At 73.9% G+C, this 24,666-nt stretch carries 17 protein-coding genes and 1 tRNA gene; 2 read left to right on the forward strand and 16 right to left on the reverse strand.

The window, feature by feature from the left end; translation table 11 throughout:
• Positions 1–257 precede the first annotated feature (257 nt).
• Positions 258–1,469, reverse strand: a complete 1,212-nt coding sequence (locus ABT026_RS09660; RefSeq protein ID WP_351113591.1) for a DUF2786 domain-containing protein — start codon at positions 1,467–1,469, stop codon at positions 258–260.
• A gap of 98 nt (positions 1,470–1,567) precedes the next feature.
• Here ABT026_RS09660 and ABT026_RS09665 point away from each other — a divergent pair, with 98 nt between their 5' ends.
• The gene (locus tag ABT026_RS09665) at positions 1,568–3,238 is read left to right on the forward strand and encodes a bifunctional 3'-5' exonuclease/DNA polymerase (RefSeq protein ID WP_351113592.1); all 1,671 of its coding nucleotides are present in this window, start codon (positions 1,568–1,570) and stop codon (positions 3,236–3,238) included.
• Positions 3,239–3,326: 88 nt separating this feature from the next.
• Here the strand turns inward: ABT026_RS09665 and ABT026_RS09670 are convergent.
• The 10 genes from ABT026_RS09670 to bldG all read right to left on the reverse strand — a co-directional run bounded on the left by ABT026_RS09670 (position 3,327) and on the right by bldG (position 19,142).
• Positions 3,327–3,400: transfer RNA gene (locus ABT026_RS09670), tRNA-Thr, on the reverse strand.
• A gap of 98 nt (positions 3,401–3,498) precedes the next feature.
• The gene (locus ABT026_RS09675; protein WP_502967940.1) at positions 3,499–5,139 is read right to left on the reverse strand and encodes an alpha/beta hydrolase; all 1,641 of its coding nucleotides are present in this window, start codon (positions 5,137–5,139) and stop codon (positions 3,499–3,501) included.
• An 18-nt stretch (positions 5,140–5,157) separates the two neighbouring features.
• A complete protein-coding gene (locus ABT026_RS09680; protein ID WP_351113720.1) occupies positions 5,158–6,363 on the reverse strand; it encodes a DNA polymerase III subunit delta' in 1,206 nt (401 codons plus the stop codon).
• Positions 6,364–6,640: 277 nt separating this feature from the next.
• Positions 6,641–9,751: a dTMP kinase gene (gene tmk / locus ABT026_RS09685; protein ID WP_351113593.1), complete on the reverse strand. Its 3,111-nt coding sequence runs from the start codon at positions 9,749–9,751 to the stop codon at positions 6,641–6,643.
• Between the two features lie 190 nt (positions 9,752–9,941).
• The gene (gene topA, locus ABT026_RS09690; protein ID WP_351113594.1) at positions 9,942–12,824 is read right to left on the reverse strand and encodes a type I DNA topoisomerase; all 2,883 of its coding nucleotides are present in this window, start codon (positions 12,822–12,824) and stop codon (positions 9,942–9,944) included.
• 315 nt (positions 12,825–13,139) lie between these two features.
• On the reverse strand, positions 13,140–14,702 hold the full coding sequence (locus ABT026_RS09695) for a DUF7059 domain-containing protein (protein WP_351113595.1): 1,563 nt from the start codon (positions 14,700–14,702) through the stop codon (positions 13,140–13,142).
• A gap of 211 nt (positions 14,703–14,913) precedes the next feature.
• Positions 14,914–15,483, reverse strand: a complete 570-nt coding sequence (locus tag ABT026_RS09700; RefSeq protein ID WP_351113596.1) for a small secreted protein — start codon at positions 15,481–15,483, stop codon at positions 14,914–14,916.
• Positions 15,484–15,718: 235 nt separating this feature from the next.
• On the reverse strand, positions 15,719–18,076 hold the full coding sequence (locus tag ABT026_RS09705; RefSeq protein WP_351113597.1) for a sodium-translocating pyrophosphatase: 2,358 nt from the start codon (positions 18,074–18,076) through the stop codon (positions 15,719–15,721).
• 191 nt (positions 18,077–18,267) lie between these two features.
• The gene (locus ABT026_RS09710) at positions 18,268–18,693 is read right to left on the reverse strand and encodes an ATP-binding protein (RefSeq protein ID WP_351113598.1); all 426 of its coding nucleotides are present in this window, start codon (positions 18,691–18,693) and stop codon (positions 18,268–18,270) included.
• Positions 18,694–18,800: 107 nt separating this feature from the next.
• Positions 18,801–19,142, reverse strand: coding sequence for an anti-sigma factor antagonist BldG (gene bldG / locus ABT026_RS09715; protein ID WP_003975386.1), 342 nt, complete (start codon positions 19,140–19,142; stop codon positions 18,801–18,803).
• Between the two features lie 79 nt (positions 19,143–19,221).
• Between bldG and ABT026_RS09720 the strand changes: the two genes are divergently transcribed.
• Complete coding sequence (locus ABT026_RS09720; protein WP_351113600.1) at positions 19,222–21,861, forward strand: DEAD/DEAH box helicase; 2,640 nt, start codon at positions 19,222–19,224, stop codon at positions 21,859–21,861.
• A gap of 93 nt (positions 21,862–21,954) precedes the next feature.
• Here the strand turns inward: ABT026_RS09720 and ABT026_RS09725 are convergent, their stop codons facing one another.
• From ABT026_RS09725 to ABT026_RS32145, 5 genes are all read right to left on the reverse strand, one after another.
• Positions 21,955–22,446, reverse strand: a complete 492-nt coding sequence (locus tag ABT026_RS09725) for an Rv3654c family TadE-like protein (RefSeq protein ID WP_351113602.1) — start codon at positions 22,444–22,446, stop codon at positions 21,955–21,957.
• Positions 22,443–22,823, reverse strand: a complete 381-nt coding sequence (locus tag ABT026_RS09730) for a TadE family type IV pilus minor pilin (RefSeq protein ID WP_351113603.1) — start codon at positions 22,821–22,823, stop codon at positions 22,443–22,445. The genes ABT026_RS09725 and ABT026_RS09730 overlap by 4 nt, the downstream gene beginning before the upstream one ends.
• The gene (locus ABT026_RS09735) at positions 22,810–23,037 is read right to left on the reverse strand and encodes a DUF4244 domain-containing protein (protein ID WP_351113604.1); all 228 of its coding nucleotides are present in this window, start codon (positions 23,035–23,037) and stop codon (positions 22,810–22,812) included. Before ABT026_RS09735 ends, ABT026_RS09730 begins: the two co-directional genes overlap by 14 nt.
• A gap of 102 nt (positions 23,038–23,139) precedes the next feature.
• Positions 23,140–23,922 carry a type II secretion system F family protein gene (locus ABT026_RS09740; protein ID WP_351113605.1) on the reverse strand — a complete coding sequence of 261 codons (783 nt, stop codon included), beginning with the start codon at positions 23,920–23,922 and terminating at the stop codon, positions 23,140–23,142.
• Complete coding sequence (locus ABT026_RS32145) at positions 23,919–24,500, reverse strand: type II secretion system F family protein (RefSeq protein WP_502967937.1); 582 nt, start codon at positions 24,498–24,500, stop codon at positions 23,919–23,921. The genes ABT026_RS09740 and ABT026_RS32145 overlap by 4 nt, the downstream gene beginning before the upstream one ends.
• Between the last annotated feature and the right edge of the window lie 166 nt (positions 24,501–24,666).

Consider the following 24,666-nt stretch of genomic DNA (forward strand, 5'->3'; position numbering starts at 1 on the left):
CCGTGGGGCCGCGGTGCGTGGTCAACTGCTTTGGATCATAGCCACGTTCATGTGCATACGCAGGTGCGGATGCACTGGCGAATGCATGGTGCAGATGCACGTGCACGCGGGGTGTTCCCGCGGTTACAGCGGGCGGGCGGCGGAGCCGAGCGCCCCTCCCGTCTCTCCCCGTTTTCTGCTCGTCTGCCCGGTAACCCTCCCCGCATTCAGAGGACTTCCTCCGACGGTGCGGCGGTTCCGCGCGCACGGTACGGGACTCATCCGCGGTCGCCGCGGGCGGGGAGCCCGGGACGACGGCCCATCCGGGCCCGGTCGGCCGCGTCCCGGCCCTGTATCCACCCCTCCTCGTCGCTGACCCCGCGCAACCGGGTGGTCCTCGTGTGCGGGAAGAGCCGGTCGGTCTCGTCCCGTACCGCCGCCTCACGGGAGGCGAGCACCGGCAGCAACGCCTGCCCGGCCTCCGCCTTCGCCTCCGCGATCTCGTGCTCCGCGGCCTCGGCCAGCCGGGCCCCCATCCGATGGGCGTACGCGGCCAGGAAGGACTGCCGGAAGGTCTTGGTCCGTCGTCGGCCGCCGCCCTTGCCGCCCCCCTTGCGCAGCGCGGCCTCCGCCTTGGTCATCGCGCCGGTCGCCTGGACGAGGAGAGAGGTGTACAGCAGCTCGACCACCTCCAGGTCCGCCTCGTGGCCGACCACCGTGCTGAAGCAGAACGCCTCGTTCCACACCGCCTGACAGTTGTTGGCCCGGGCCACCGCGTCCAGCAGTACCGCCTTGGCCTGTTCGTACGGCGGCTCCACCCCGATCCGGCACGCCCCGGGCCCGCCCGGGGGCGGCCCGTCGGCGCCCGGGGAGCCGTCCGGGGCGAGCAGCGCCTCGTCGATGCTGTGCCGGGCCATGAGCTCCTGCGCCTTGGCGGTCAGCGCCTCGGCCTCCTCCGGGTAGCCGGTCGCCTCGGCCTTGGCCAGCAGCGCCCGGATCCGGCCCAGCATCCGGGCGGCCGGCTCGGCCTGCCCCGCCTCACCGGCGGCCGGTCGCGGCCTGGGCTCCACGACGGGCTCCAGGGCGGGCAGCCCCAGCAGAAGTCGATAGAGCTCGAGTACAACCGTTGCCCGGGTGAAACGGTCTTCCCGGCAGGGCGGTGCGGGCGTCAGCTCGGCGAGCTGGGCCGCCCAGCGACGGCCCTTGGCCTGCGCCCCGGCCCGGGAGCCGGCCTCGGCGAGAATCAGGCCGGAGACCAGCTGGACGTGGGCCTCCTCCAGATCGCGCCGGACCATCCGGACCACGTCCGCGGGCTGCCAGCCCCGCCTCCAGAGGGCGGCCGTCAGCTCCCGCCCCCGGCGGGACAGCTCGGCGTCCGCCTGCGGATCGGCGGCCAGCAGGGACGCGCCCGCGTCGAGGGCCGTGTCGGTGTCGGCGTAGAGGGCGGCGGCGAAGGCACGCTCGACGGTGCCGGGCTCGGTGGTGCTCACCCGGTGATCCTGACATGGGGACCGGGGGTGCGGGAAAGTTGTCCACAGGCTGTGGACAACGCGCGGCGTTGTCGCACCCTCCTGGCAGACTCGACCGCATGACCGGCAGGTGGGCTCTCGCACCCGTCGAGGGCGGCGGCGTCGATGTCGTCCCCCTCGGCCCCGACGACCTGCCTCGCGGGCCGGTGCGCCGCGAGCCCGACCTCGCCGAGGCCGTGCGCGCGCGGCCGGAGGTCGCCCGCTGGGTGTGGCGCTCGACCGCCGAGATCTACCCGCGCCTGCTGTCCGCCGGAGTGCGGGTCGAGCGCTGCCACGACGTGGAGGACGCCGAGACCCTCCTCCTCGGTCACGAGGGCAGGAGCGGCGAGCCGCGGAACGCCGCGGCCGCGCTGGGCCGGCTGCGCGGCGGCCCCGTGCCGCCCGACCCGCCGGCGCGGAGCGCGGACCCCTCGGCGCAGGACCCGTTGTTCGAGGCCTCCGCCCCCATGGACGTGCCCCTCGCCGACCTGCTCGCCGTCTACGCCGAACAGCGGCGCCGGCTGGCGGCCACCGCCCACCCGGACCGGATGGCCCTGCTGCTGGCCGCGGAGTCCGCCGGGACCCTGGTGGCCGCCGAGATGAACCGCACCGGCCTGCCCTGGCGGGCCGACGTGCACCGGGAGGTGCTCCGGGACCTGCTCGGCGAGCGCTATCCGGGCGCAGGCGAGCCGCGGCGACTGGCCGAACTGGCCGACGAGGTCTCCGCGGCGTTCGGCCGCCGGGTGCGGCCCGACCTGCCGGCCGACGTGGTGAAGGCGTTCGCCCAGGCCGGCGTCCGGGTTCGCTCCACCCGCCGCTGGGAGCTCGCGAAACTCGACCACCCCGCCGTACCGCCGCTGCTGGAGTACAAGCGGTTGTACCGGATCTGGGTGGCCCACGGCTGGTCCTGGCTCCAGGACTGGGTGCACGACGGCAGGTTCCGCCCGGAGTTCCTGCCCGCGGGCACGGTCACCGGCCGCTGGGTCACCCACGGTGGTGGCGCGCTGCAGATCCCCAAGGTGATCCGGCGGGCCGTGATCGCCGATCCCGGCTGGCGGCTGGTGGTCGCCGACGCCGACCAGATGGAGCCGCGGGTCCTGGCCGCGATCTCCCGCGACCCGGCCTTCATGAAGGTCGCGGGCCGCGAGAGCGACCTCTACCAGGCGGTCTCCGAGCGGGCCTTCGCCGGCGACCGGGACCGCGCCAAGATCGCCGTCCTGGGCGCCATCTACGGTCAGACGTCCGGCGACGGCCTGAAGAACCTGGCCGACCTGCGCCGCCGGTTCCCCCGCGCGGTCGCCCACGTCGACGAGGCCGCCCGCGCCGGCGAGGAAGGGCGTCTGGTGCGCACCTGGCTCGGCCGGACCTGTCCGCCCGTGGGCGGGCAGGAGGAGGCGGAGGAGGCCGGCATCCCGCTCGCGGCGGAGGACGACGACGAGCCCGGCCGCTCCACGGCCACGACCCGCGCCCGCGGCCGGTTCGCCCGCAACTTCGTCGTCCAGGGCAGCGCCGCCGACTGGACGTTCCTTCTCCTGGCCGCCCTGCGCCGCCGCCTGGACGGACTGGCCGCCGAGCTGGTGTTCTTCCAGCACGACGAGGTGATCGTGCACTGCCCCGCCGAGGAGGCGGAGCAGGTCACGGCGGCCATCCGCGAGAGCTCCGACGAGGCCGCCCGCCTCACCTTCGGCGACACCCCGGTCCGTTTCCCGTTCACCACGGCGGTGGTGGAGTGTTACGCGGACGCCAAGTGAACGAGCCCGTCGTGGAACGGGCCCGAGAACGAGCCCCCGGAAACGAGAAAACCCCAGCGCGGACCGGGTCCGAGCTGGGGTTTCACCGAGCCGCTTTCGGGATTCGAACCCGAGACCTACGCATTACGAGTGCGTTGCTCTGGCCATCTGAGCTAAAGCGGCACGTGCTGACCGCACCATGGTGCGACCGGCGACGACGGTAAGTCTACACAGTTTCCCGGGGTGCTCCGAACCGGCGATCGACGCGGCGTTCCAGGAGGTCAGAGGCAGCGCTTCCCCTCCGGGGGGACGGTGCCGCGGAGCAGATAGGCGTCGACCGCCGCGTCGACGCAGTCGCTGCCGCGGCCGTAGGCGGTGTGGCCGTCGCCGTCGTGGGTCAGGAGCCGGCCGGAGGAGAGCTGACCGGCCAGGGCCTCGGCCCAGACGTACGGGGTGGCGGGATCACGGGTGGTGCCGACCACCAGGATCGGAGCGGCGCCCTGGGCCTCGATGCGCCGGGCCTCGCCGGTGGGGGCGACGGGCCAGTAGGCGCAGTTCAGCGCCGACCAGGCCATGGTCTCGCCGAAGACCGGCGAGGCCTTCTCGAAGTCCCGCAGCGACGCGCGCACCTCCTCCGGCGAGGAGAACGCCGCGGGCAGGTCCAGGCAGTTCACCGCGCTGTTGGCGAACATCAGGTTGGAGTACCGGCCCTCGGTGTCCCGCTCGTAGTAGCTGTCGGAGAGTGCCAGCAGCTGGGTGCCGTCCTTGTGCCGGCGCGCGGAGTCGAGCGCCTCGCGGAGCTGGGGCCAGGCGCCCTCGTCGTACATGGCGGCGATCACGCCGATGGTGGCCAGCGACTCCGTCAGCTCGCGCCCGTCCGGGTCCTCGGCCTTCAACGGCTCGGCGTCCAGCTTCTCGAAGAACGCCTTCAGCCCGCGCCCCACCCCGGCGGGGGTGGCCTTCCGGCCGCCGATGGGACAGTCCGACTGCCGCACGCAGTCGCGGGCGAACGCCTGGAAGGCCGTCTCGAAGCCGGCCGTCTGGTCCAGGTTCAGCCGGCGGGCCGGCAGTGACGGGTCCATCGCGCCGTCCAGCACCAGGCGGCCCACCCGCGACGGGAACAGGCCGGCGTACGTGGCGCCCAGGAAGGTGCCGTACGAGGCCCCGACGTAGTGCAGCTCCTTGTCGCCGAGCACCGCCCGCACCACGTCCATGTCACGGGCCGTCTCCACCGTGGAGACGTGGCGCAGCACCTTCGCGGAACGGCCGCCGCAGCCCTCGGCGAAGGTCTTGAACGCCTCCACCAGCGAGTCCGCCTCGGCGCCCTCGTCCGGGGTGAAGTCGGTTCCGGTGTAGGTGTCCATGTGCGGCCCGTCGAGGCACTCGACCGGCTCGCTGCGGGCGACCCCGCGCGGGTCGACGGCGACCATGTCGTACCGGGCCCGGACCTCGGCGGGGTAACCCAGCGCGGCGTAGCCCTGAAGGTAGTCGACGGCGGAGCCGCCCGGGCCCCCGGGATTGACGAACAGCGAGCCCAGCCTGCGGCCCGGCCCCGTGGCCTTGGTCCGCGACACCGCGAGCCGCACCTCGCCGGCCTCCGGCCGCGCGTAGTCGAGCGGTGCGCGCACCGTCGCGCACTGGAACCCGGGCGCGCCGCACGAACGCCAGGAGATCTTCTGCTCGTAGAAGCGGGCCAGCTGCGGCGCCACCTCGGCGGGGAGGGCGGCGAGCGCGGGGCGGGTGCCCGGGTCCCCCGGCTGCCCCTGCCTCGCGGCGCACGCCGTCAGCAGGAGCGCGGAGGCGGTGACGACCGCTCCGGCCAGGCGCGCGGCCCGCCACGGACGGGACACGGAACGAGGGCTGCGGCTGATCTCCACCCCGCCACGGTAACTCTCCGCAGCCACGCTCACGCCCTGTGCCATGGATGTCGCCCGCACGGGCTAACCGTCACGCAGCGCCATGGTCATCGCCTCGACGGCCAGCAGCGGTGGCACGTTGCGGTCCAGTGCCTCACCGCAGGCGCCGATCGCCTCTATCCGGCGCAGCGTCGACTCGGGGGTCCCGGAGCGGGCCAGCCGCTGCAGCGCCTCCTCGGCCTCCGCGTTGGCGAGCGCCACCCGCGTGCCGAGCTGAAGGGCGAGCACGTCGCGGTAGAAGTTGGTCAGGTCGGTCAGCGCCAGGTCCAGGCTGTCGCGCTGGGTGCGGGTGCGGCGGCGCTTCTGCTTGTCCTCGAGGTCCTTCATCACGCCGGCCGTGCCCCGGGGGAGCCTGCCGCCCTGGGCCGCGCCGAGCGCCGCCTTGAGCTCCTCGGTCTCCTTGACGTCCAGCTCCTCCGCCAGCACCTTGGCGTCGGCGGCCGCCGCGTCCACCAGCTCCTGCGCGGCGCGCAGCGCCCCGCCCACGTCGCCCACCCGCAGCGGCAGCTTGAGCACGGCGGCCCGGCGCTCGCGGGCCGCCGGGTCCACGGCCAGCCTGCGGGCGCGGTCGACGTGGCCCTGGGTGGCGCGGGCCACCGCGTGGGCGGTGCCCGGCTCGATGCCGTCGCGGCGGATCAGCAGGTCGGCGACGGCCTCGACCGGCGGGGTGCGCAGGGTCAGCAGCCGGCAGCGGGAGCGGATGGTGGGCAGCACGTCGTCCACGGACGGCGCGCAGAGCATCCAGACGGTGCGCGAGGCCGGCTCCTCGACCGCCTTGAGGACGGCGTTGGCCGACTTCTCGTTGAGCCGCTCGGCGTCCTCGACGAGGATCACCTGCCAGCGGCCGCCCGCCGGGGCGGTGTACGACTTGCGCACGGTGTCGCGCATGTCGTCGACCAAGATCTGCGCGCCGGTCGCGACGACGGTGGAGACGTCGGCGTGGGTGCCGATCAGGGCCGTGTGGCAGCCGTCGCAGAAGCCGCAGCCGGGGGCGCCGCCGAGGGCGCGGTCCGGGCTGACGCACTGGAGCGCGGCGGCGAAGGCGCGGGCCGCTGCTTCCCGTCCCGCGCCGGGCGGGCCGGTGAACAGCCAGGCGTGCGTCATCTTGGACGCGGCCGGGGCGGGAGCGCCCTCGTTCGCGGCCGTGACCAGCGCGTCGGCGTCGCGCGCCGCGGCGTCCAGCTCGGCGATGACCCGCTCCTGGCCCACCAGGTCGTCCCATACGGCCACGGGCACCGCCCTTTCGTTCATAGTCGTACCGCCGCCTCCATTGTGCGGGTCGGCTAGGACAGCCGGCGCCCGCGCGGTGGCGGCGGCCCTCCCGTCTCCGCCGGCCTCACCCACGGAGGCGGTGGGGCCGGCTCTCCTGTCTCCGTCGGCCGCACCGACTGCCGCGGCGCCCTCTCCGCCCGCGCCCGCCGCCCGCCTGCGGCACCCTCCACACGCGTACGCCGCCCCGGCCGGGTGTCGGGCACCTGGCGAGGCGGCGTACCTGAGCGGGCGGAGGTCAGCGACGGCGGCCGCGGCGGCCCTTGCCGTCGCCGCCGTCACGCTCGTCGTACGGGCCGAGCAGTTCGTCCGCGAGGCTGGGCAGGTCGTCCATCGGCGTCTCCTCCGCCCAGTCGGGGCGACGGCGGCCGTCCCTGAGACCGCCCTCGGCACCGACCTGCGGGAGCTCGCGGGTGACGTCCGCGTCGCGCGGGATCTCCCGGGTGGCGTCCGGGTCCGGCTGCTCGATCCGGGGCAGCACCGCCGTCTCGTCGGCCGGCCGGCCCACCTGGGGGATCTCCATCGTCGCGTCGTTCTCGGCGACCCGCGGGATCACCGTGGTCTCCTCCTGCGGGGAGACCACTGGCGTCGGCACGGTCAGCGCCTCGTCGTCCGGCGCCTTCGACATGCTCACGCGGTCCTGCGGGCCCCGGTCGTCCTCGCGGGCCTCGTCACGGGACGGGGCCGGCGCGGGCTCGGGCGCCTTGGACATCCGCACCGCCTGCGAGGTCTTGGCGGCCTCGGCGGCCGTCGCCGCGGCCTCCGCCAGGCGGCGGGCCTCCTCGGCGCGCAGCAGGGCCTCCTCGGCCTGCCGCTGCTTCTCCATCCGCCGGGCCTCGGCCTCGGCGCGCAGCCGGGCCTGCTCCGCCTCGCGGTTGCGGCGCTCGACCTCCTCCTCGCGGCGGCGGGCCTCCTCGGCGGCCCGGGCCTCCTCCTCGGCGAGCAGCCTGGCGCGCTCCTCCTCGGCCTTGCGGCGGGCCTCGGCCTCCCGGCGACGGGCCTCCTCGGCCTGCCGCTCGGCCTCACGGCGGCGCGCCTCCTCCAGCTCGCGGCGCTGGCGCTCCTCCTCCTCGGCGCGCAGGCGGGCGAGCTCCTCCTGGCGCTCACGCTCCAGGCGCTCCTCCTCGGCCTTGCGGGCGGCCTCCTCCTCGGCCTTGCGCCGCGCCTCCTCCTCGGCCTTGCGGCGGGCCTCCTCGCGGGCCTTCTTCTCGGCCTCGGAGAGCGGCAGCATCTGGTCGAGGCGGTGCCGGACGACCGTGGTGACCGCCTCCGGCTCCTGGCCCGCGTCGACGACGAGGTAGCGCCCCGGGTCGCTCGCGGCCAGCGTGAGGAAACCGGACCGCACCCGGGCGTGGAACTCGGCGGGCTCCGACTCCAGCCGGTCGGGCGCCTCGGTGAAGCGCTCGCGGGCGGTCTCGGGGGACACGTCGAGCAGCACCGTCAGGTGCGGGACCAGCCCGTTGGTCGCCCAGCGGGAGATGCGGGCGACCTCGGCGGGCGACAGGTCGCGGCCGGCGCCCTGGTAGGCGACGGACGAGTCGATGTAGCGGTCGGAGATCACCACGGCGCCGCGCTCCAGCGCGGGACGGACCACGGTGTCGACGTGCTCGGCGCGGTCGGCGGCGTACAGCAGCGCCTCGGCGCGGTGCGAGAGCCCGGCGCTGGAGACGTCCAGCAGGATCGAGCGCAGCCGCTTGCCGACCGGGGTGGCACCCGGCTCACGGGTGAGCACCACCTCGTGGCCCTTGGCGCGGATCCACTCGGCGAGCGCCTCGGCCTGGGTGGACTTGCCGGCTCCGTCGCCGCCCTCCAGGGCGATGAAGAAACCGTTCACCGCCGGCGCGGCGGTGGGCTCGTCACCGCGGACGGCGTCGCGGAGGTCGTGGCGGAGCGGGATGCCGGACCGGTCGTCGGTCTTGGCCAGCACCAGCGCGGCGACCGGCAGCAGCAGCGCGCCGACCAGCATGAGGACGAAGGAGGCGCAGCCGTGCGCGAAGACGAACTTGCCGCTCTCCATCCGGTGCGGGCCGATCGCCGCGGCCAGCAGCGGGGCGGCGACGGCGGCCAGGCCGATGGTGGCGCGGACCACGGCGTGCAGGTGGTCGGTGAGCCGCGGGCGGCGGTACTCCTCGGCCTCCTGGTCGAGCAGGGTGTGCCCGGTGTTGGCGGAGATGCCCGCGCCGACGCCCGCGAGGGCGGCGGTCAGCAGCATGGTCGCCATGTCGGGGACGAGGCCGGTGGCCAGCAGCGCGATACCGGTGAAGGTCAGGGCGAGGGCCAGCAGACGGCGACGGGAGAGTGCGGGCAGCACCTTGGGGGCGAGGCGCACACCGGCCACGGTGCCCCCGGTGAGGGCGAGCACCAGCAGGCCGTAGGCGACCGGACCGCCTCCCAGGTCTATGGCGTGCAGCACGGCGACGGCCACCGAGGCGGCGATCGCGGCGGCGACCGAGGCGCAGGCGACGACCAGCAGCGGGATGGCGCCGGTGCGGCCCTTGTCGGGGCCGGAGCCGCTCCGCGGGCGGCGCAGGCCCTCGAGCGGCGAGCGGGCACGCGGGGTGCGGGTGGTGGGCAGCTCCAGCTGGACCAGGACCGAGACCGACGCGGCGAACAGCCCGGCCGCGACGAACGAGGCGAGCGCGGCCTGGTGCTGGGCGAACCAGTCGAGGCCCGCGCCGAGCAGGTTGCTGATCAGCGTGGCGAGCACCAGCGCCGCGGCGGCCAGCGGCAGGGCGCCGACGGTGGTGCGCAGCGAGAGACGGCGCAGGGCGTCCTGGTGATCCGGCAGCGGCCGGATGCTGGCGCCCTCCGGGGGCGGCGGCGGCAGCAGCGCGGGAGCGGCGGAGGCGCGGCAGATCGTCCACAGCCGCTCGGCCACGCCGGTCAGGAAGACCGTCACCAGCAGCGCGGCCACCGCGCCGCCGGGGGTCCAGTCGATCCACAGCGGGGCCAGGATCAGCAGCACCAGGCGGAAGCCGTCGGCGCCGACCATGGTCCAGCGCCGGTCCAGCGGCCCCTCGGCCGCGGTCAGAGCGGTGAGCGGCCCCAGCAGTACGGCGCCGAAGAGCAGGGTCGACAGCACGCGTGCGCCCAGCACGCAGGCGACCGTGAGGGCGACGCCGCGGGATCCGCCGCCGAAGGTGCTCTCGGAGACCGCCGCCTGGAGTGCCAGCAGCACCAGGACCAGCAGGGCCAGGAGGTCACCGGTTCCGGAGACGAGGTGGGCGCTCCACAGTCGCTTCAGCTGCGGCCTGCCCAGCAGGGACCGCACGGCCCGTTCGCGTGAATCTGCGACCAGGGCGTCGTCGGGGTCCGGGGAGTGGGCCGTTGTCTGCTCGGCTCGCGTCATGCGTTCAGCCTATCGGGACGCGCCGACGCCACGGGCCCGGCCTCCGAACGCGTGCGGCGTCGCGCGCACGTGCGGAAACCGGGCCCCGGGCCGGCATGGTCGGTCGGGTCCGGGGGTTCGATCGTGGGTTCCGGGCGTCGACGGCTCCGCGCCGTCCGCCCAGTTCCCTCGATTCCCGGTCCCGGGCGGGTCAGTCCTCGAGGGGCGGCTCTGCCGCCGTCTTCTTCGAGGCGGTGGACGCCGTGGTCTTCTTCGCCGCCGTCTTCCTGGCCGCGGAGGTGGTGGTCTTCTTGGCCGCCGTCTTCTTCGCGGCGGTCTTGGTGGCCGTCTTGGTGGCCGCCTTCTTCGCCGTGGTCTTCTTGGCGGTCTTCTTCGCCGTCTTCTTGGCGGGGGCCTTGGCCCGCTTCTCGGCGAGCAGCTCGAAGCCGCGCTCCGGCGTGATCGTCTCGACACTGTCGCCGGAGCGGAGGGTCGCGTTGGTCTCGCCGTCGGTGACGTAGGGACCGAAGCGGCCGTCCTTGATCACGGCCGGCTTGCCGCTGACCGGGTCGTCGCCGAGCTCCTTCAGCGGGGGCTTGGCCGCGGCCCGTCCACGCTGCTTGGGCTGGGCGTAGATCGCCAGCGCCTCCTCCAGCGTGATGGTGAAGAGCTGGTCCTCCGACTGGAGGCTCCGCGAGTCCGTCCCCTTCTTCAGGTACGGACCGTAGCGGCCGTTCTGCGCGGTGATCTCCACGCCCTCGGCGTCGGCGCCGACCACACGGGGCAGCGACATCAGCTTGAGCGCGTCGTCCAGGGTGACCGTGTCCAGGGTCATCGTCTTGAAGAGCGACGCCGTGCGCGGCTTGACCGCGTTCTTGCCGGTCTTCGGGGTGTCCTCGGGGAGCACCTCGGTGACGTAGGGGCCGTACCGGCCGGCCTTGGCGACGATGGGGCGGCCCGTCTGCGGGTCCTGACCCAGGTCGCGGTCCCCGCTGGGCTGGGCGAGCAGTTCCTCGGCCAGCTCGACGGTGAGCTCGTCCGGCGCGAGGTCCTCGGGGACGTCCGCGCGCTGGTGGCCCTCGGCGTCCTTCTCGCCGCGCTCGACGTACGGGCCGTAGCGGCCCACCCGCAGCACGATGCCGTCGCCGACGGGGAACGAGGAGACCTCGCGGGCGTCGATGGCGCCGAGGTCGGTGACGAGCTCCTTGAGACCGCCGAGGTGGTCGCCGTCTCCGTTGCCCGCGTCCGCCGCCCCGCTGCCGCCGGCCGTCCCGCCGGTCCCGCCGGTCTCGCCGAAGTAGAAGCGCCGCAGCCACGGCACGGACTCCGCCTCGCCCCGCGCGATGCGGTCGAGGTCGTCCTCCATGCGGGCGGTGAAGTCGTAGTCGACGAGGCGGCCGAAGTGCTTCTCCAGCAGGTTGACCACGGCGAAGGACAGGAAGGACGGCACCAGGGCCGTGCCCTTCTTGAAGACGTAGCCGCGGTCGAGGATGGTGCCGATGATCGACGCGTAGGTCGACGGACGGCCGATCTCGCGCTCCTCCAGCTCCTTGACCAGCGACGCCTCGGTGTAACGGGCGGGCGGCTTGGTCGAGTGGCCGTCGGCGGTGATCTGCTCGGCGCTCAGCGGGTCGCCCTCGGAGACCTGCGGCAGCCGGCGCTCACGGTCGTCGAGCTCGGCGTTGGGGTCGTCGGCGCCCTCCACGTAGGCCTTCATGAAGCCGTGGAACGTGATGGTCTTGCCGGAGGCGCTGAACTCGGCGTCGCGGCCGTCGGAGGCGGCGCCGCCGATCCGGACGGTGACGGAGTTGCCGGTCGCGTCCTTCATCTGGGAGGCGACGGTGCGCTTCCAGATCAGCTCGTAGAGCCGGAACTGGTCACCGGTGAGACCGGTCTCGGCAGGGGTGCGGAAGCGGTCGCCGGAGGGGCGGATCGCCTCGTGCGCCTCCTGCGCGTTCTTCACCTTGCCGGCGTAGGTGCGCGGCTTGTCCGGCAGGTACTGGGCGCCGTACAGCTGGGTGACCTGCGCGCGGGCGGCGGAGACCGCGGTCTCCGACAGCGTGGTGGAGTCCGTACGCATGTAGGTGATGAAGCCGTTCTCGTACAGCTTCTGGGCGATCTGCATGGTCGCCTTGGCGCCGAAGCCGAGCTTGCGGCTGGCCTCCTGCTGCAGCGTCGTCGTCCGGAACGGGGCGTACGGCGAGCGGCGGTAGGGCTTGGACTCGACCGAGCGGACCTCGAAGCGCGTGTTCTCCAGCGCCGCCGCCAGGGCACGGGCGTTCGCCTCGTCGAGGTGGAGGACGTTCGCCGTCCTGGCCTGACCCCGGGAGTCGAAGTCGCGGCCCTGGGCGACCCGCACGCCGTCCACCGCGGCGAGGCGGGCGACCAGCGAGGAGGGGTCGGACGAGTCCGAGGCCCCGGCCGCGCCGGAAGCCTGGGCGAAGGTGCCGGTGAGGTCCCAGTACTCGGCGGAGCGGAAGGCGATGCGCTCGCGCTCACGCTCGACGACCAGGCGGGTCGCCACCGACTGCACGCGGCCGGCCGACAGGCGCGGCATGACCTTCTTCCACAGCACGGGGGAGACCTCGTAGCCGTAGAGACGGTCCAGGATGCGGCGGGTCTCCTGGGCGTCGACCAGCTTCTTGTTCAGCTCGCGCGGGTTGCGCACGGCCTGCTGGATGGCGTCCTTGGTGATCTCGTGGAAGACCATCCGCTTGACCGGGACCTTGGGCTTGAGCACTTCCTGGAGATGCCAGGCGATGGCCTCGCCCTCGCGGTCCTCATCGGTGGCGAGGAAGAGTTCGTCGGACTCCCGCAGGAGGTCCTTGAGCTTTTTGACCTGGGCCTTCTTGTCGGCGTTGACGACGTAGACGGGCTGGAAGTCGTGATCGACGTCCACCCCGAGGCGCCGGACCTCGCCGGTGTACTTCTCGGGCACCTCCGCGGCGCCGTTGGGAAGGTCGCGGATGTGCCCGACGCTCGCCTCGACGATGTAGCCAGGGCCCAGATAGCCCTTGATCGTCTTCGCCTTGGCAGGCGACTCGACGATGACGAGTCGGCGGCCGCCCTGTGCGGTCTCGCTGGTCGGGGACAACTTCTGCTCTTCTCTCCGGTCGACGCGGGGTCTTCCCCGAGGTGCTCCGGCACCCCGGGTTCGGGTCTGGTGACGCTGCGGAGTGTGACGGTACATGCCGCCCCCGTGTCAAACGGGAAAAGCCCGCAACGGCCACTCGAACGGTAACCCGACTACCGTCATTCCTGCCGCCCGGACTCCCGAGCCGGCCGGTAACCGGCCGGGCGGCGCGCGCCGCCCGTCCTCCTGGCCTGCGGCGGCGCACGGATCCGGCGTCCCCCGCGGGCCGCGCCTCAAACACCCCGCCGCCCGGGAACCGGCGTCACGCCGCGCCGGTCAGGAGGCCGGCTCGAGGAATCCCTGCTCGATCAGCAGCCGGATCTGCGCGGGCGTGCGGTCCCGCAGCAGCACCGGATCCTCCCCCATGAGCTGGGCGATGGCGTCCAGGATCCGGCCCGCACTGAGCGATCCGTCACAGACGCCGGCGAATCCGGCGCCCACGGTGTCCACCTGGGCGGCTCGGCGCATGCCGCGGTTCTGGCGGAGCACCACGTGCTCGGGGTCCTCGGCCCCGGGCAGCCCGACCTGCTCCTGCAGCACCTCGCCGACAAGCCGGAAGTGCGCCTCCAGCAGTGCCGCGTCGTCGTTGCTCCGCAGGTAGTCCACCCGGTCGAAGTGGGCCCGCACCGTCTCACCGAGCGGCTGCTCGATCGGGTGCGGCCACTCCTCGACGGTGACCGACGGGTCGGCCTCGGCCGCCGCGCTCCGTCGCAGGGTGATCCAGCCGAAGCCTACCGACCGCACGTCACGGGCCTCGAACTCGTCGAGCCAGGCGTCGTACCGGGCCTGGTACTCGGCGGGATCGCCCTGGTGGTCCCCGGCGTCGCGCAGCCACAGCTCGGCGTACTGCGTGACGTCCTGCACCTCTCGCTGGACGATCCAGGCGTCGCATCCCCACGGCACCCAGGAGGCCAGCCGACTCTGCCAGTCCTCCCCGTCGACGTGCTCCCAGTTGGCCAGGAACTGCGCGAACCCGCCCTCGTTCAGCCGGGCGCCGGACTGCTGGACCAGGGTGCGGCACAGGTCGTCGCCGCTCATCCCGCCGTCCCGGTAGGTGAGGCGGGCTCCGGGGGAGATCACGAACGGCGGATTGGAGACGATCAGGTCGTACCTGTCCTGCTCCGGCAGCGGCTCGAAGAGCGAGCCCTCGTACAGCTCGGCGGCCGGCGCCCCCGAGAGCGCGAGAGTCAGCGCGGTCACGTGCAGGGCGCGGGGGTTGAGGTCGGTGGCCGTCACCCGGGTGGCGTGCCCGGTCGCGTGGAGCGCCTGGATCCCGGAGCCGGTGCCGAGGTCGAGGGCGGAGGCGACCGGGGTGCGCACGGTGAGGCCGGCCAGGGTCGTGGAGGCGCCGCCCACGCCGAGGACCACGCCCTCCTCCTTGCTGCCGATGCCACCGGCCCCGCCCACGGCGCAGCCGAGGTCGGACACGATGAACCAGTCCTCGCCGCCCGGCCCGCCGTAGGGCCGCACGTCCACGGTGGCGGCGACCTCGTCGCCACCGGCCGGCCGCAGCCATCCGGCGTCCAGACAGTCCTCCAGCGGCAGCACCTCGGCCGCCCGCCCGCCCGCGACGGGCTGCTGGAGGAGGAACAGGCGGACCAGTATCCGCAGCGCCGAGTCGCCGCGCGTGGCGCGCAGCGCGGGGACGGTCTCGGCCCGCGCCAGCGCCGCGTAGGCCGGGGCGCCGAGCAGCTCGAGCAGCCCGTCGGCGGTGAAGTCCGCCGCGAGGAGGGCTTCCCGGAGACGCGCCGTGGTGTCGGGACGGTCGGCGGCCGGCAGGGCGGACAGGGCCGAGGGCCTCGTGTCCGAGGGCTGGGGTGACTGGCTGGCGTTGCTCACCGTCCCATTGTCACCGCTCGGGCCCAGCCGGCACGTCCGCCTGTGGACGACGGAGGGGCGGAAGAGGAGGCCGCCGGCGTCATCTGTGGACAGGGCGGCGTCCGCCCGACACTGCGTCACCCTCCCGAGTGACCCCACGGGGTGGGTCGGGCTCACGGATCCACAGGGACCCGGAGCACCGGCGACCGGTCACCCTGGGTGCGGCCGCGGGTCAGGCGTCGGACTTCGACCCGGTGCCGCCTCCGGCCTCGCAGGTGGGCTGCTCGCGCATGGCCTGGCCGACCTCGCCCTCCTCGAGCCGCTTGAGGGCGTCACTGCCGCTGCCGCTGAGCTTCTGCAGCTCGGCGCCGACCTCCTTGAGCCCGTCGGCGAACTCGGCCTGGTCGTCGGTCTTGAGCTTGTCGACCTGCTTCTTCAGGTCGGCGTAGGAATCGGCGATGGAGTTGAGCTCCTTCACCGCGTCCTTCTGCTTCTTCTCACCGTTCTCCACCGCCGGCGGACCGGCACGGTCGATCACGGAGCCGATCTTCCGGTAGGCGTCGGAGATGTCCTGGAAGGCCTGGGAATCGGTCTCCTTGACGTCCTTGGGCGGCGCCTTGTCGGAACTGTCCTCCTGGATCGAGGCGTTGGCCGCCTGGATCTTCTTGGCCTGAGGCTGCACACCGTCACAGACCTTCTTGGCCCAGGCGTTGAGTTCTTCGCTGTTGTCGTCGCCGCAACCGGACAGCGCCAGCATCAGTGCCGCACCGCCGGCCAGGGCGGTCGCGAGCTTCTTCTTCACCGGGTCGGTCCCTTCCGTCGCTCTCGGCCCCGGAACATACACGCCAGGGGAGGGCCGCACGGAGTCCGAGCATCCGATTTATGGCTGATTGAATCCTTTTGCATCAGCGAGAGAAGATTCACGGCCGCCGTTGTGCAAGTTCGCACACAAGAAGGGCACAAGTGCTCGTTGAGACGCGGGGTGGCGACGCAGGGGCCCCGGGGCCCACGTCCAGCCGGTACACCTGGACGATCCGTCAGCGCCCGGCCGGCGCCCGCGCCTCGTCCGGGTCGCCCATGGCGATCCCCCTGCGCCGGGAGACCCACACGGCGGCCACGACGACGACCAGCGCGAGCACCGCGACCAGCGCCCGCAGGCCCGGGCTGGCACCCGAGCCGTAGCCGAGCTGGATCACCGCGGGCGCGATCAGCAGCGCCACCAGGTTCATCACCTTCAGCAGCGGGTTGATGGCCGGACCCGCGGTGTCCTTGAACGGGTCGCCCACGGTGTCGCCGATGACGGTGGCCTCGTGGGCCTCGCTGCCCTTGCCGCCGAAGTGACCGTCCTCCACCAGCTTCTTCGCGTTGTCCCAGGCTCCGCCGGAATTGGCGAGGAACACCGCCATCAGGGTGCCGGCGCCGATGGCGCCGGCCAGGAAGGAGGCGAGCGCGCCGACCCCGAGCGTGAAGCCGACGGCGATGGGCGCGGTCACGGCCAGCAGACCGGGTGTGGTCAGCTCGCGCAGGGCGTCCCGGGTGCAGATGTCGACGACCCGCCCGTACTCCGGCTTCTCGGTGCGGTCCATGATCCCGGGGTGCTCCCGGAACTGGCGGCGGACCTCGTGGACGACCGCGCCCGCCGACCGCGACACCGCGTTGACGGCCAGCCCGGCGAAGAGGAAGACCACCGCGGCGCCCATGATCAGCCCGACCAGGTTGTTGGGCTGGGTGATGTCCGTGATCAGCGTCAGCGGCGCGCCGGGGCCGGAGACCCTCTCCCCCACCTCGCGCGCACCGGTGAGCACGGCGTCCCGGTAGGAACCGAAGAGCGCCGCCGCCGCGAGCACCGCGGTGGCGATGGCGATGCCCTTGGTGATCGCCTTGGTGGTGTTGCCCACCGCGTCGAGGTCGGTCAGCACCTGGGCACCCGGGCCCTCCACGTCACCGGACATCTCGGCGATGCCCTGCGCGTTGTCGGAGACCGGGCCGAAGGTGTCCATGGCGACGATCACGCCGACGGTGGTCAGCAGGCCGGTGCCCGCGAGGGCCACCGCGAACAGCGCGAGCATCACCGAGGCGCCGCCCAGCAGGAAGGCCCCGTAGACCCCGAGGGCGATCAGCAGGGCGGTGTAGACGGCCGATTCCAGCCCCATCGCGACACCGGCCAGGATCACGGTGGCCGGTCCGGTGAGCGAGGTCCGGCCGATGTCCCGCACGGGGCGGCGGCCGGTCTCGGTGAAATAGCCGGTCAGCTGCTGGATCAGTGCGGCGAGCACGATGCCGATGGCCACCGCGACCAGCGCCAGCACCCGCGGGTCCCCCGAACGGCCGGCGACCGCCGGGTCGGTCACCCCGTCCAGCTCCGCGTAGGTGGAGGGCAGGTAGACGAACGCGGCGACGGCCACCAGGGCCAGGGAGACGGCCGCGGAGACGAAGAAGCCCCGGTTGATCGCGCTCATGCCGCTGCGGTCGGCTCGACGGGGGGCCACCGCGTAGATGCCGATCACCGCCGTGACCACGCCGATCGCCGGAACCATCAGCGGAAACGCGAGCCCCGCGTCACCGAACGCCGCCGTGCCCAGGATCAGCGCGGCGACCAGCGTCACCGCGTAGGACTCGAAGAGGTCGGCCGCCATGCCCGCGCAGTCCCCCACGTTGTCCCCGACGTTGTCGGCGATGGTGGCGGCGTTGCGCGGGTCGTCCTCCGGGATGCCCTTCTCGATCTTCCCGACCAGGTCGGCGCCGACGTCGGCGGCCTTGGTGAAGATCCCACCGCCGACGCGCATGAACATGGCGATCAGCGCGGCGCCCAGGCCGAAGCCTTCGAGGACCTTCGGCGCGTCCGCGGCGTACACCAGCACCACGCAGGAGGCCCCGAGCAGGCCGAGGCCCACGGTGAACATGCCGACCACGCCGCCGGTCCGGAACGCGATGCGCATCGCCGTCCGCGTGGCGCCCGCCGTGGACGTCTCGTCGGCGGCGTCCCGCGCGGCTGCCGCGACCCGGACGTTCGTGCGGACGGCCAGCCACATGCCGGTGTAACCGGTGGCGGCCGAGAAGACCGCCCCGATCAGGAAGAAGACGGACCGACCGATGCGCTGGCCCCAGTCGTCGGCGGGCAGCAGGAGCAGCAGGAGGAAGACCACGACGGCGAAGACGGCGAGGGTGCGCAGCTGGCGGGCCAGGTAGGCCCGGGCGCCTTCCTGCACCGCCGCGGCGATCTGCCGCATGTTCTCGGTTCCCTCGCCGGCCGCGAGCACCTGGCGGACCAGTACGCCGGCCACCGCGAGCGCGGCCAGCGCCACCACGGCGATCACGGCCACCACGATCCGGTTCCCGTCGGTGAGCACCACGGCGAGGTGCGCCTGGCCGGATACGGGGGAAAGCCCCGCCATTCGTCCTCCTCGACGCCTGGACCGAGCGCGAAGCGGAGGCCGGAGGGCCGCCACGCTCTTCGGAGCAGCGTCACACGAACGAGGCGAAGGCGCACATCAGGGAGAAAGCAGGCGGGAAGGACACGCCAGGGAGAACACGGGCAGGAAGGGCCGGGAACGCCCGTGTGGAGGAGTCGAGGGGCTGACGGGTGTCAGGCGCGGGCGGTGGGCCAGGTCATGCGGATCAGGCCGCCTCCGGCCCCCGCACTGACCTCGAGGTCGTCCACCAGGCCGGAGATCACCGCGAGGCCCATCTGGTCCTCCTCGGTCTCGGCCGTGTCGAGCGCGGCGGGGGAATCCCCGGGCACCGCGTCGGCGGACGTCGATCGGGGCGCGTCGTCGGCCACCTCGATGGAGAAGAGTTTTTCCTCGTCGGTGAGCGCGATGCGCACCGGCGAGCCGAGGCCGCTGCCCCGGTGGAGACCGACCGCACGGGAACACGCCTCGCCGACGGCGAGACGCACCTCGTCGAGGACCGCCTCGTCCACTCCGGCCCGGCGCGCCACCGCGGCCGCCACCAGCCTGGCCGTCCGGACGTGCGCCGGAAGCGGGCTGATGAGGAGTTCAACGGTGGCCATGCACATCCCCCTCGGAACTACGGTCCTGCTGTCCGGAGGGCATGCCGAGGTGACGGCTCACCCTCCCGATGACGTCCGCCCCGGGCCGAGGCCCGGGGCGGCACTTGTCAGTCGGTGGCCGCGACCGCTTCCTCGACCGACGTGTGGATCGGGAAGACCTTGGTCAGGCCGGTGATCCGGAAAATCTTCAGAATGCGCTCCTGGTTGCACACCAGACGGAGCGAGCCCTCATGGGCGCGCACCCGCTTCAGGCCGCCGACCAGCACGCCGAGCCCGGTGGAGTCGAGGAAGTCCACGCCCTCCATGTCGACGACGAGGTGGAAGCTCCCGTCGTTCACCAGCTCGACCAGCTGCTCGCGCAGCTTGGGCGCGGTATATACGTCGATTTCGCCACCGACCTCGACGACCGTGCGATCGCCGACGGTACGGGTCGACAGGGACAGGTCCACGGATCCTCCAGCACCTTGCTATCGAGCGGTCGCCCCTCGGGACACCTGGCGGAATCCCCGGGACTGTTCGCCAGCCGCGATGGCATTCAATCACTTACCGGCAGGCGCGCACGACGCCTTGGGTCCATTGTCCTTCCAGCCGGTGACACACTCGGTGCCGATGGCTGAGAATCACCGATCCGGTCGAACCCGGACGGACACTGCTTCCCGCCCCTCGCCGGGCACGATTCTGGACCGGCTCGCCGGGGGCCAGGATCGTGCTGCGCGCATCACTCATACGGAGCACCTGCCCCCTCGGGAGGGTCGGCATGCCGTCTGGCCGCACGAGATCCGTGAAGAAGTTCTGGCGGCGGTCCGGGAGCGCGGCATCGAGCACCCCTGGGCCCACCAGGCGCGAGTGGCCGAGCACGCCCTGGACGGCGAGTCCGTCGTGGTCGCCACCGGAACGGCGTCGGGCAAGTCGCTGGCCTATCTGGTGCCCGTCCTCTCCGCCCTCCTGGACGGCGCGGAGGCACCCAACGGACGTGGCGCCACCGCCCTGTACCTGGCTCCCACCAAGGCCCTCGCCGCCGACCAGCACCGTGCCGTGAAGGAGCTCGCCGGCCCGCTGGGTACGAAGGTCCGGCCGGCCGTGTACGACGGCGACACACCGGTCGAGGAACGTGAGTGGGTCCGGCAGTACGCCAATTATGTGCTGACGAATCCGGACATGCTGCACCGCGGCGTCCTCCCCTCCCACCCTCGCTGGTCCTCCTTCCTGCGGGCGCTGCGGTACGTGGTGATCGACGAATGCCACACCTACCGCGGGGTCTTCGGTTCGCACGTGGCCCAGGTGCTGCGCCGGCTGCGCAGGCTCTGCGCCCGGTACGGGTCCTCCCCGGTGTTCCTGCTGGCCAGCGCCACCGCGGCGGAGCCGGCCGAGGCGGCCCGGCGGCTCACCGGCCTGCCGGTGATCGAGGTCGCCGACGACGCCTCGCCCCGCGGTGAACTGGTGTTCGCGCTGTGGGAGCCGCCGCTGACCGACCTCCAGGGTGAGAAGGGCGCGCCCGTCCGCCGCACCGCGACCGCCGAGACGGCCGACCTGCTCACCTCCCTCACCCTCCAGGGTGTGCGCACCGTTGCCTTCGTCCGGTCGAGGCGCGGCGCGGAGCTGATCTCCGTGATCACGCAGGAGCGACTGGCCGAAAAAGATCGTTCTCTGGCCGGGCGTGTCGCGGCCTACCGGGGTGGCTATCTGCCCGAGGAACGGCGCGCGCTGGAGCGCGCGCTCCACTCCGGAGAGCTTCTGGGGCTCGCCGCGACCACCGCGCTGGAACTCGGCGTGGACGTCTCCGGCCTCGACGCCGTGCTCATCTGCGGCTACCCCGGCACCAGGGCCTCCCTCTGGCAGCAGGCCGGCCGGGCGGGCCGGACCGGCCAGGGCGCGCTGGCCGTCCTGGTGGCCCGGGACGATCCGCTGGACACCTTCCTGGTGCACCATCCGGAGGCGCTGTTCGACCGTCCGGTGGAGTCCACCGTCCTCGACCCGGACAACCCGTACGTGCTCGCCCCGCACCTGTGTGCCGCGGCGGCCGAGCTTCCGCTGACCGACGAGGACCTCGCCCTCTTCGGCCCGGCGACCGGCGACCTGATGCCTCAGCTGGAGGCGGCGCAGCTGTTGCGCCGTCGCGCCCGGGCGTGGCACTGGACCCGGCGGGAGCGGGCGGCGGACCTCGCGGACATCCGGGGCGCGGGCGGACGGCCGGTGCAGGTGGTGGAGGCGGACACCGGCCGTCTCCTGGGCACCGTCGACGCGGGAGCCGCCCACACGGCGGTCCACGAGGGCGCGGTCCACCTCCACCGGGGGCTCACCTACCTGGTCCGCGAACTCGACCTGGAGACGTCCGTCGCCCTGGTCGAGAGGGCCGACCCGCCGTACACGACGGTCGCCCGGGACACCACGGCCATCTCCGTCCTCTCCACCGACACCGAGATCCCCTGGGGCGACGGCCGCCTGTGCTTCGGGTCGGTGGAGGTCACCAACCAGGTGGTCTCCTACCTGCGGCGCCGCTTGATCACCGGGGAGGTGCTGGGCGAGACCAAGCTGGACCTGCCGCCCCGCACGCTGCGGACCCGCGCCGTCTGGTGGACCGTCACGGAGGACCAGCTGGACGCGGCGCGCATCACGCCCGAGATCCTCGGCGGGTCCCTGCACGCCGCCGAGCACGCCTCGATCGGCATGCTGCCGCTGTTCGCCACCTGCGACCGCTGGGACATCGGCGGCGTCTCCGTCCCGCTGCACCCCGACACGCTGCTGCCCACCGTGTTCGTCTACGACGGCCATCCCGGCGGCGCCGGGTTCGCCGAGCGGGCCTTCCACACCGCGCGGGAGTGGCTGCGGGCGACCCGCGAGGCGATCGGGTCCTGCGAGTGCGAGGCGGGGTGCCCGTCCTGCATCCAGTCCCCCAAGTGCGGCAACGGGAACGAACCGCTGCACAAGCGGGGCGCCGTACGGCTGCTGGGCGAACTGCTCCGCGGTGCGCCGACCGAGGGCGACGCGGCCGGCGCGGGCGACGGCGACGGCGCAGGCGCGGGCGACCGATCGGCGGCGACCACAGCCGGGGACGCGGGCGCGGAGGCGGAGGCGGACGCGGAGGGCGGTGCGGGCGACCGATCGGCCACGACCACAGCCGGGGAGGACGGCGCGGAGACGGACCCGCGCACCGGACCGGAATCCTGACGACGCTCCGGACGCGCCGCCAACCGACGGAGGGCCGGCCGCGCCACCGAGCCCTCGCGGCCGCGACGGTGCCTACGACGGCCGCGACAGCGCCTACGACGGCAGCGTGAGCGGCGACGGAGCCGACGGCGGGCCGGGCACCTCCCCCACGGGTGAGGTCGGGGAGGCGGGCGGTCCGGGTGCGTCGCCTATGGGCGGCGGGTCCGGAGCCGGCGGTCCGGCTCTGGCCCGGGACTCCGCCGTGAAGGGACCGTGGCCGGCCTCCGCGACGACGTCGGCCACCTCTCCCACGAGCTCGCACCTGACGAGCTGAACCCGCTGGGCCCGGACCACCCGATCGGCCTGCGCGCAGGCGGCCGCCGTGCCGTCGGGCCAGTGCCGCGCCGCCGCCAGCGCCGCCAGGTCGGCTGCCGCCGAGGCGCGGTGCCGCACCACCACCGCCTCGCTCATCGCGAGCACCGCCGCGAAGACCACGCCGAGGGCGCTCATGAATGCGCCCGTCCAGATCGTGGCCGACCCACGGTCGCCCCGGCCTCTCCCGCCCCGGCTCCTCACGGCCTGGCTCCCCCCGCCCCGGCTCCTCACGGTCCGGCTCCAACGGTCTCCTCGGCCGGCGTGACGGCCTCGTGCCGCACCTCGAACGGCAGGGCGCCGGCACCCGGAAGGCGGGCCACCACCCGTACCCGGACGAGGCCGTCGCTCCGGCCCACGGTCACACTCGCTCCTTCCGGGGCGGCTCGCCGGGCGACAGCCAGAACCGTGTCCTCGGGGTCCTGGCGGGCAGCGGCCCGGGCGCCGGCCCGGGCCGCGTCCACGCACTGGATCTGCGCGGCGGTGGCCATCAGGGCCCACACCAGCGCCACCCCGAAGAGGACCAGCACCGGCAGGGTGACGGCGGTCTCGGCGGTCACCATCCCGCTCTGCCGGTCCCGTGCCGGCCGCACGGCCTCATGGCCCTCCATCGAGCGCCTTCTTCACCAGTCCCTGCAACTCGGCGTCGACCTGACCGCTGGTCACCACCTTGTAGAGCACCGCCGCGAAGGCGACGGCTGCCACGATGCCCATCGCGTACTCGGACGTGACCATGCCCGCGTCCCGATGGGCCCTGTCGACCCTGCGGACCAGGTACAGCAGCCTGCCCCGCAGCCGACGTGCTCGTCGCGTGATGTTCCGCATTCCGACCTCCAGGTCGTTCGTTCCGTTGATTTCCTCGATGTCCGCCGCATGCGCGCGGCGGAGTTCTTCGGGGCGCGCGCGCTCACGGGTGGTGGTGCGCGCTCACGGGCCGCCGCCGAGCGCGCCGTCCGCCAGGCCGATGACCACAGGGAGCACCCCGATGGCGATGAAGGCGGGGAGGAAACAGAGGCCCACCGGTCCGGTGATCAGCACGCCCGCCCTGCGGGCCCGTGCGGTGGCGGCCCGGTCTCCCGCCGCGCGGGCCTCGGCGGCCAGACGGGCGGCGGGGGCGGCCGCCGGCAGACCCGACTCACCCGCCCGCTCGATGAGCCGGGCGAGGGGGCCCGCGCCCGGAACGGCGGCCAGACGCTGCCAGGCGCCGGCCGCGTCTCCCCCGAGACGGACCTCGGCCGCACCCTGAGCCAGCCGCTCTCCCAGCGGCCCGCCGAGCGCCTCGCCGACGGCCCGGGCCGCGACCACGGGTTCGGCCCCGGCCTCGACGCACGCGGCCAGCAGGTCGGCCGCGAGTGGCAGCTGCCGGGCCGCCTGAGCCGCACCGCGGTCCGCACCGGCTTCCCGGGCGGCCTGTCGTCCGAGTCGTCGCTCCATGACGAGCCCGGAGACCACGCCCACCGCCAGCCCGGGCAGCCCTCCGACGAGCAGCCAGCCCAGGACGACCGCACCCAGGGCAGCCGCCCTCCGCCTCGCCGTCACACCGGGGGGCCACCGCCACCGCGCGGTGGGCGGCGACCCGGCGGGTCGTCCCAGCAGCGAGGCCGCCCGCCGACGGCCACGTCCCGCACCCCGGCGCCCGGCAACCTCACCCGCCGCCCAGACCAGCCCGGTCGTCACCCCCAGCGCCGTCACGACACCCGGCCAGGTCATGCCTCCGCCTCCGCTCCGCGGACGATGCGCGACGCCCACCACAGGCCCGCGGCCTCCAGACCTCCGCCGACGGCCAGGCACCCCAGCCCCGGCCCGGTGTGCAGGAGGATCCGCAGTGGTTCGGCTCCCATCGCCGTGCCCAGGAGCAGACCGAGGGCGGGCAGCCCGGCGAGCATCACGGTGGTGGCTCTGGCGCCCGCCAACTGGGACCGGAGGTCGGCGCGCCGGTCCCGCTCCGACCGCAGAGCCGCGTCGAGCCGCTCCAGGCCGTCGGCGAGTCCCGCACCACGGTCCACCGCCACCCGCCAGCACGCCGCCAATCCGCGCAGTCCTTCCGCTCCAGGGGCACGCGCCGCACCCGTCAGAGCTGTGGCGACGTCACCGCCGAAGCGCGCGGCCGCCACCGCCGGAGCGAGGGTCCTGCCGAGCACGCCGCCGCCCTCCCCGCGCAGCACCAGGGTCAGGGCCTCTCCCGGCTGTCGGCCCGCGCGCACCTCGCCCGCCAGCGCACCGCACAGGGCGATCACCGCCTCTGCCCGCCGGTCGTGTTCCGCCCGCAGGCCGGATGCGCGCCGCACCCTTCGCAGCATGGGCACGGCCGCCATGCCCACCGCCAAGGGGAGGGGCGAGGACCCCAGCAACGCCACCACTCCCCCGGCCACCGGGGCCCACCACTCGGCTCCGGGCCGACGCCCACGGGCCCGGAGAACCGGATCAAGAAGCCGCCGGGCCGGCCCGCCCCGC

Origin of the sequence: Streptomyces sp. NPDC002734 (genome assembly GCF_040295685.1) — a bacterium.
GTDB lineage: Bacteria > Actinomycetota > Actinomycetes > Streptomycetales > Streptomycetaceae > Streptomyces.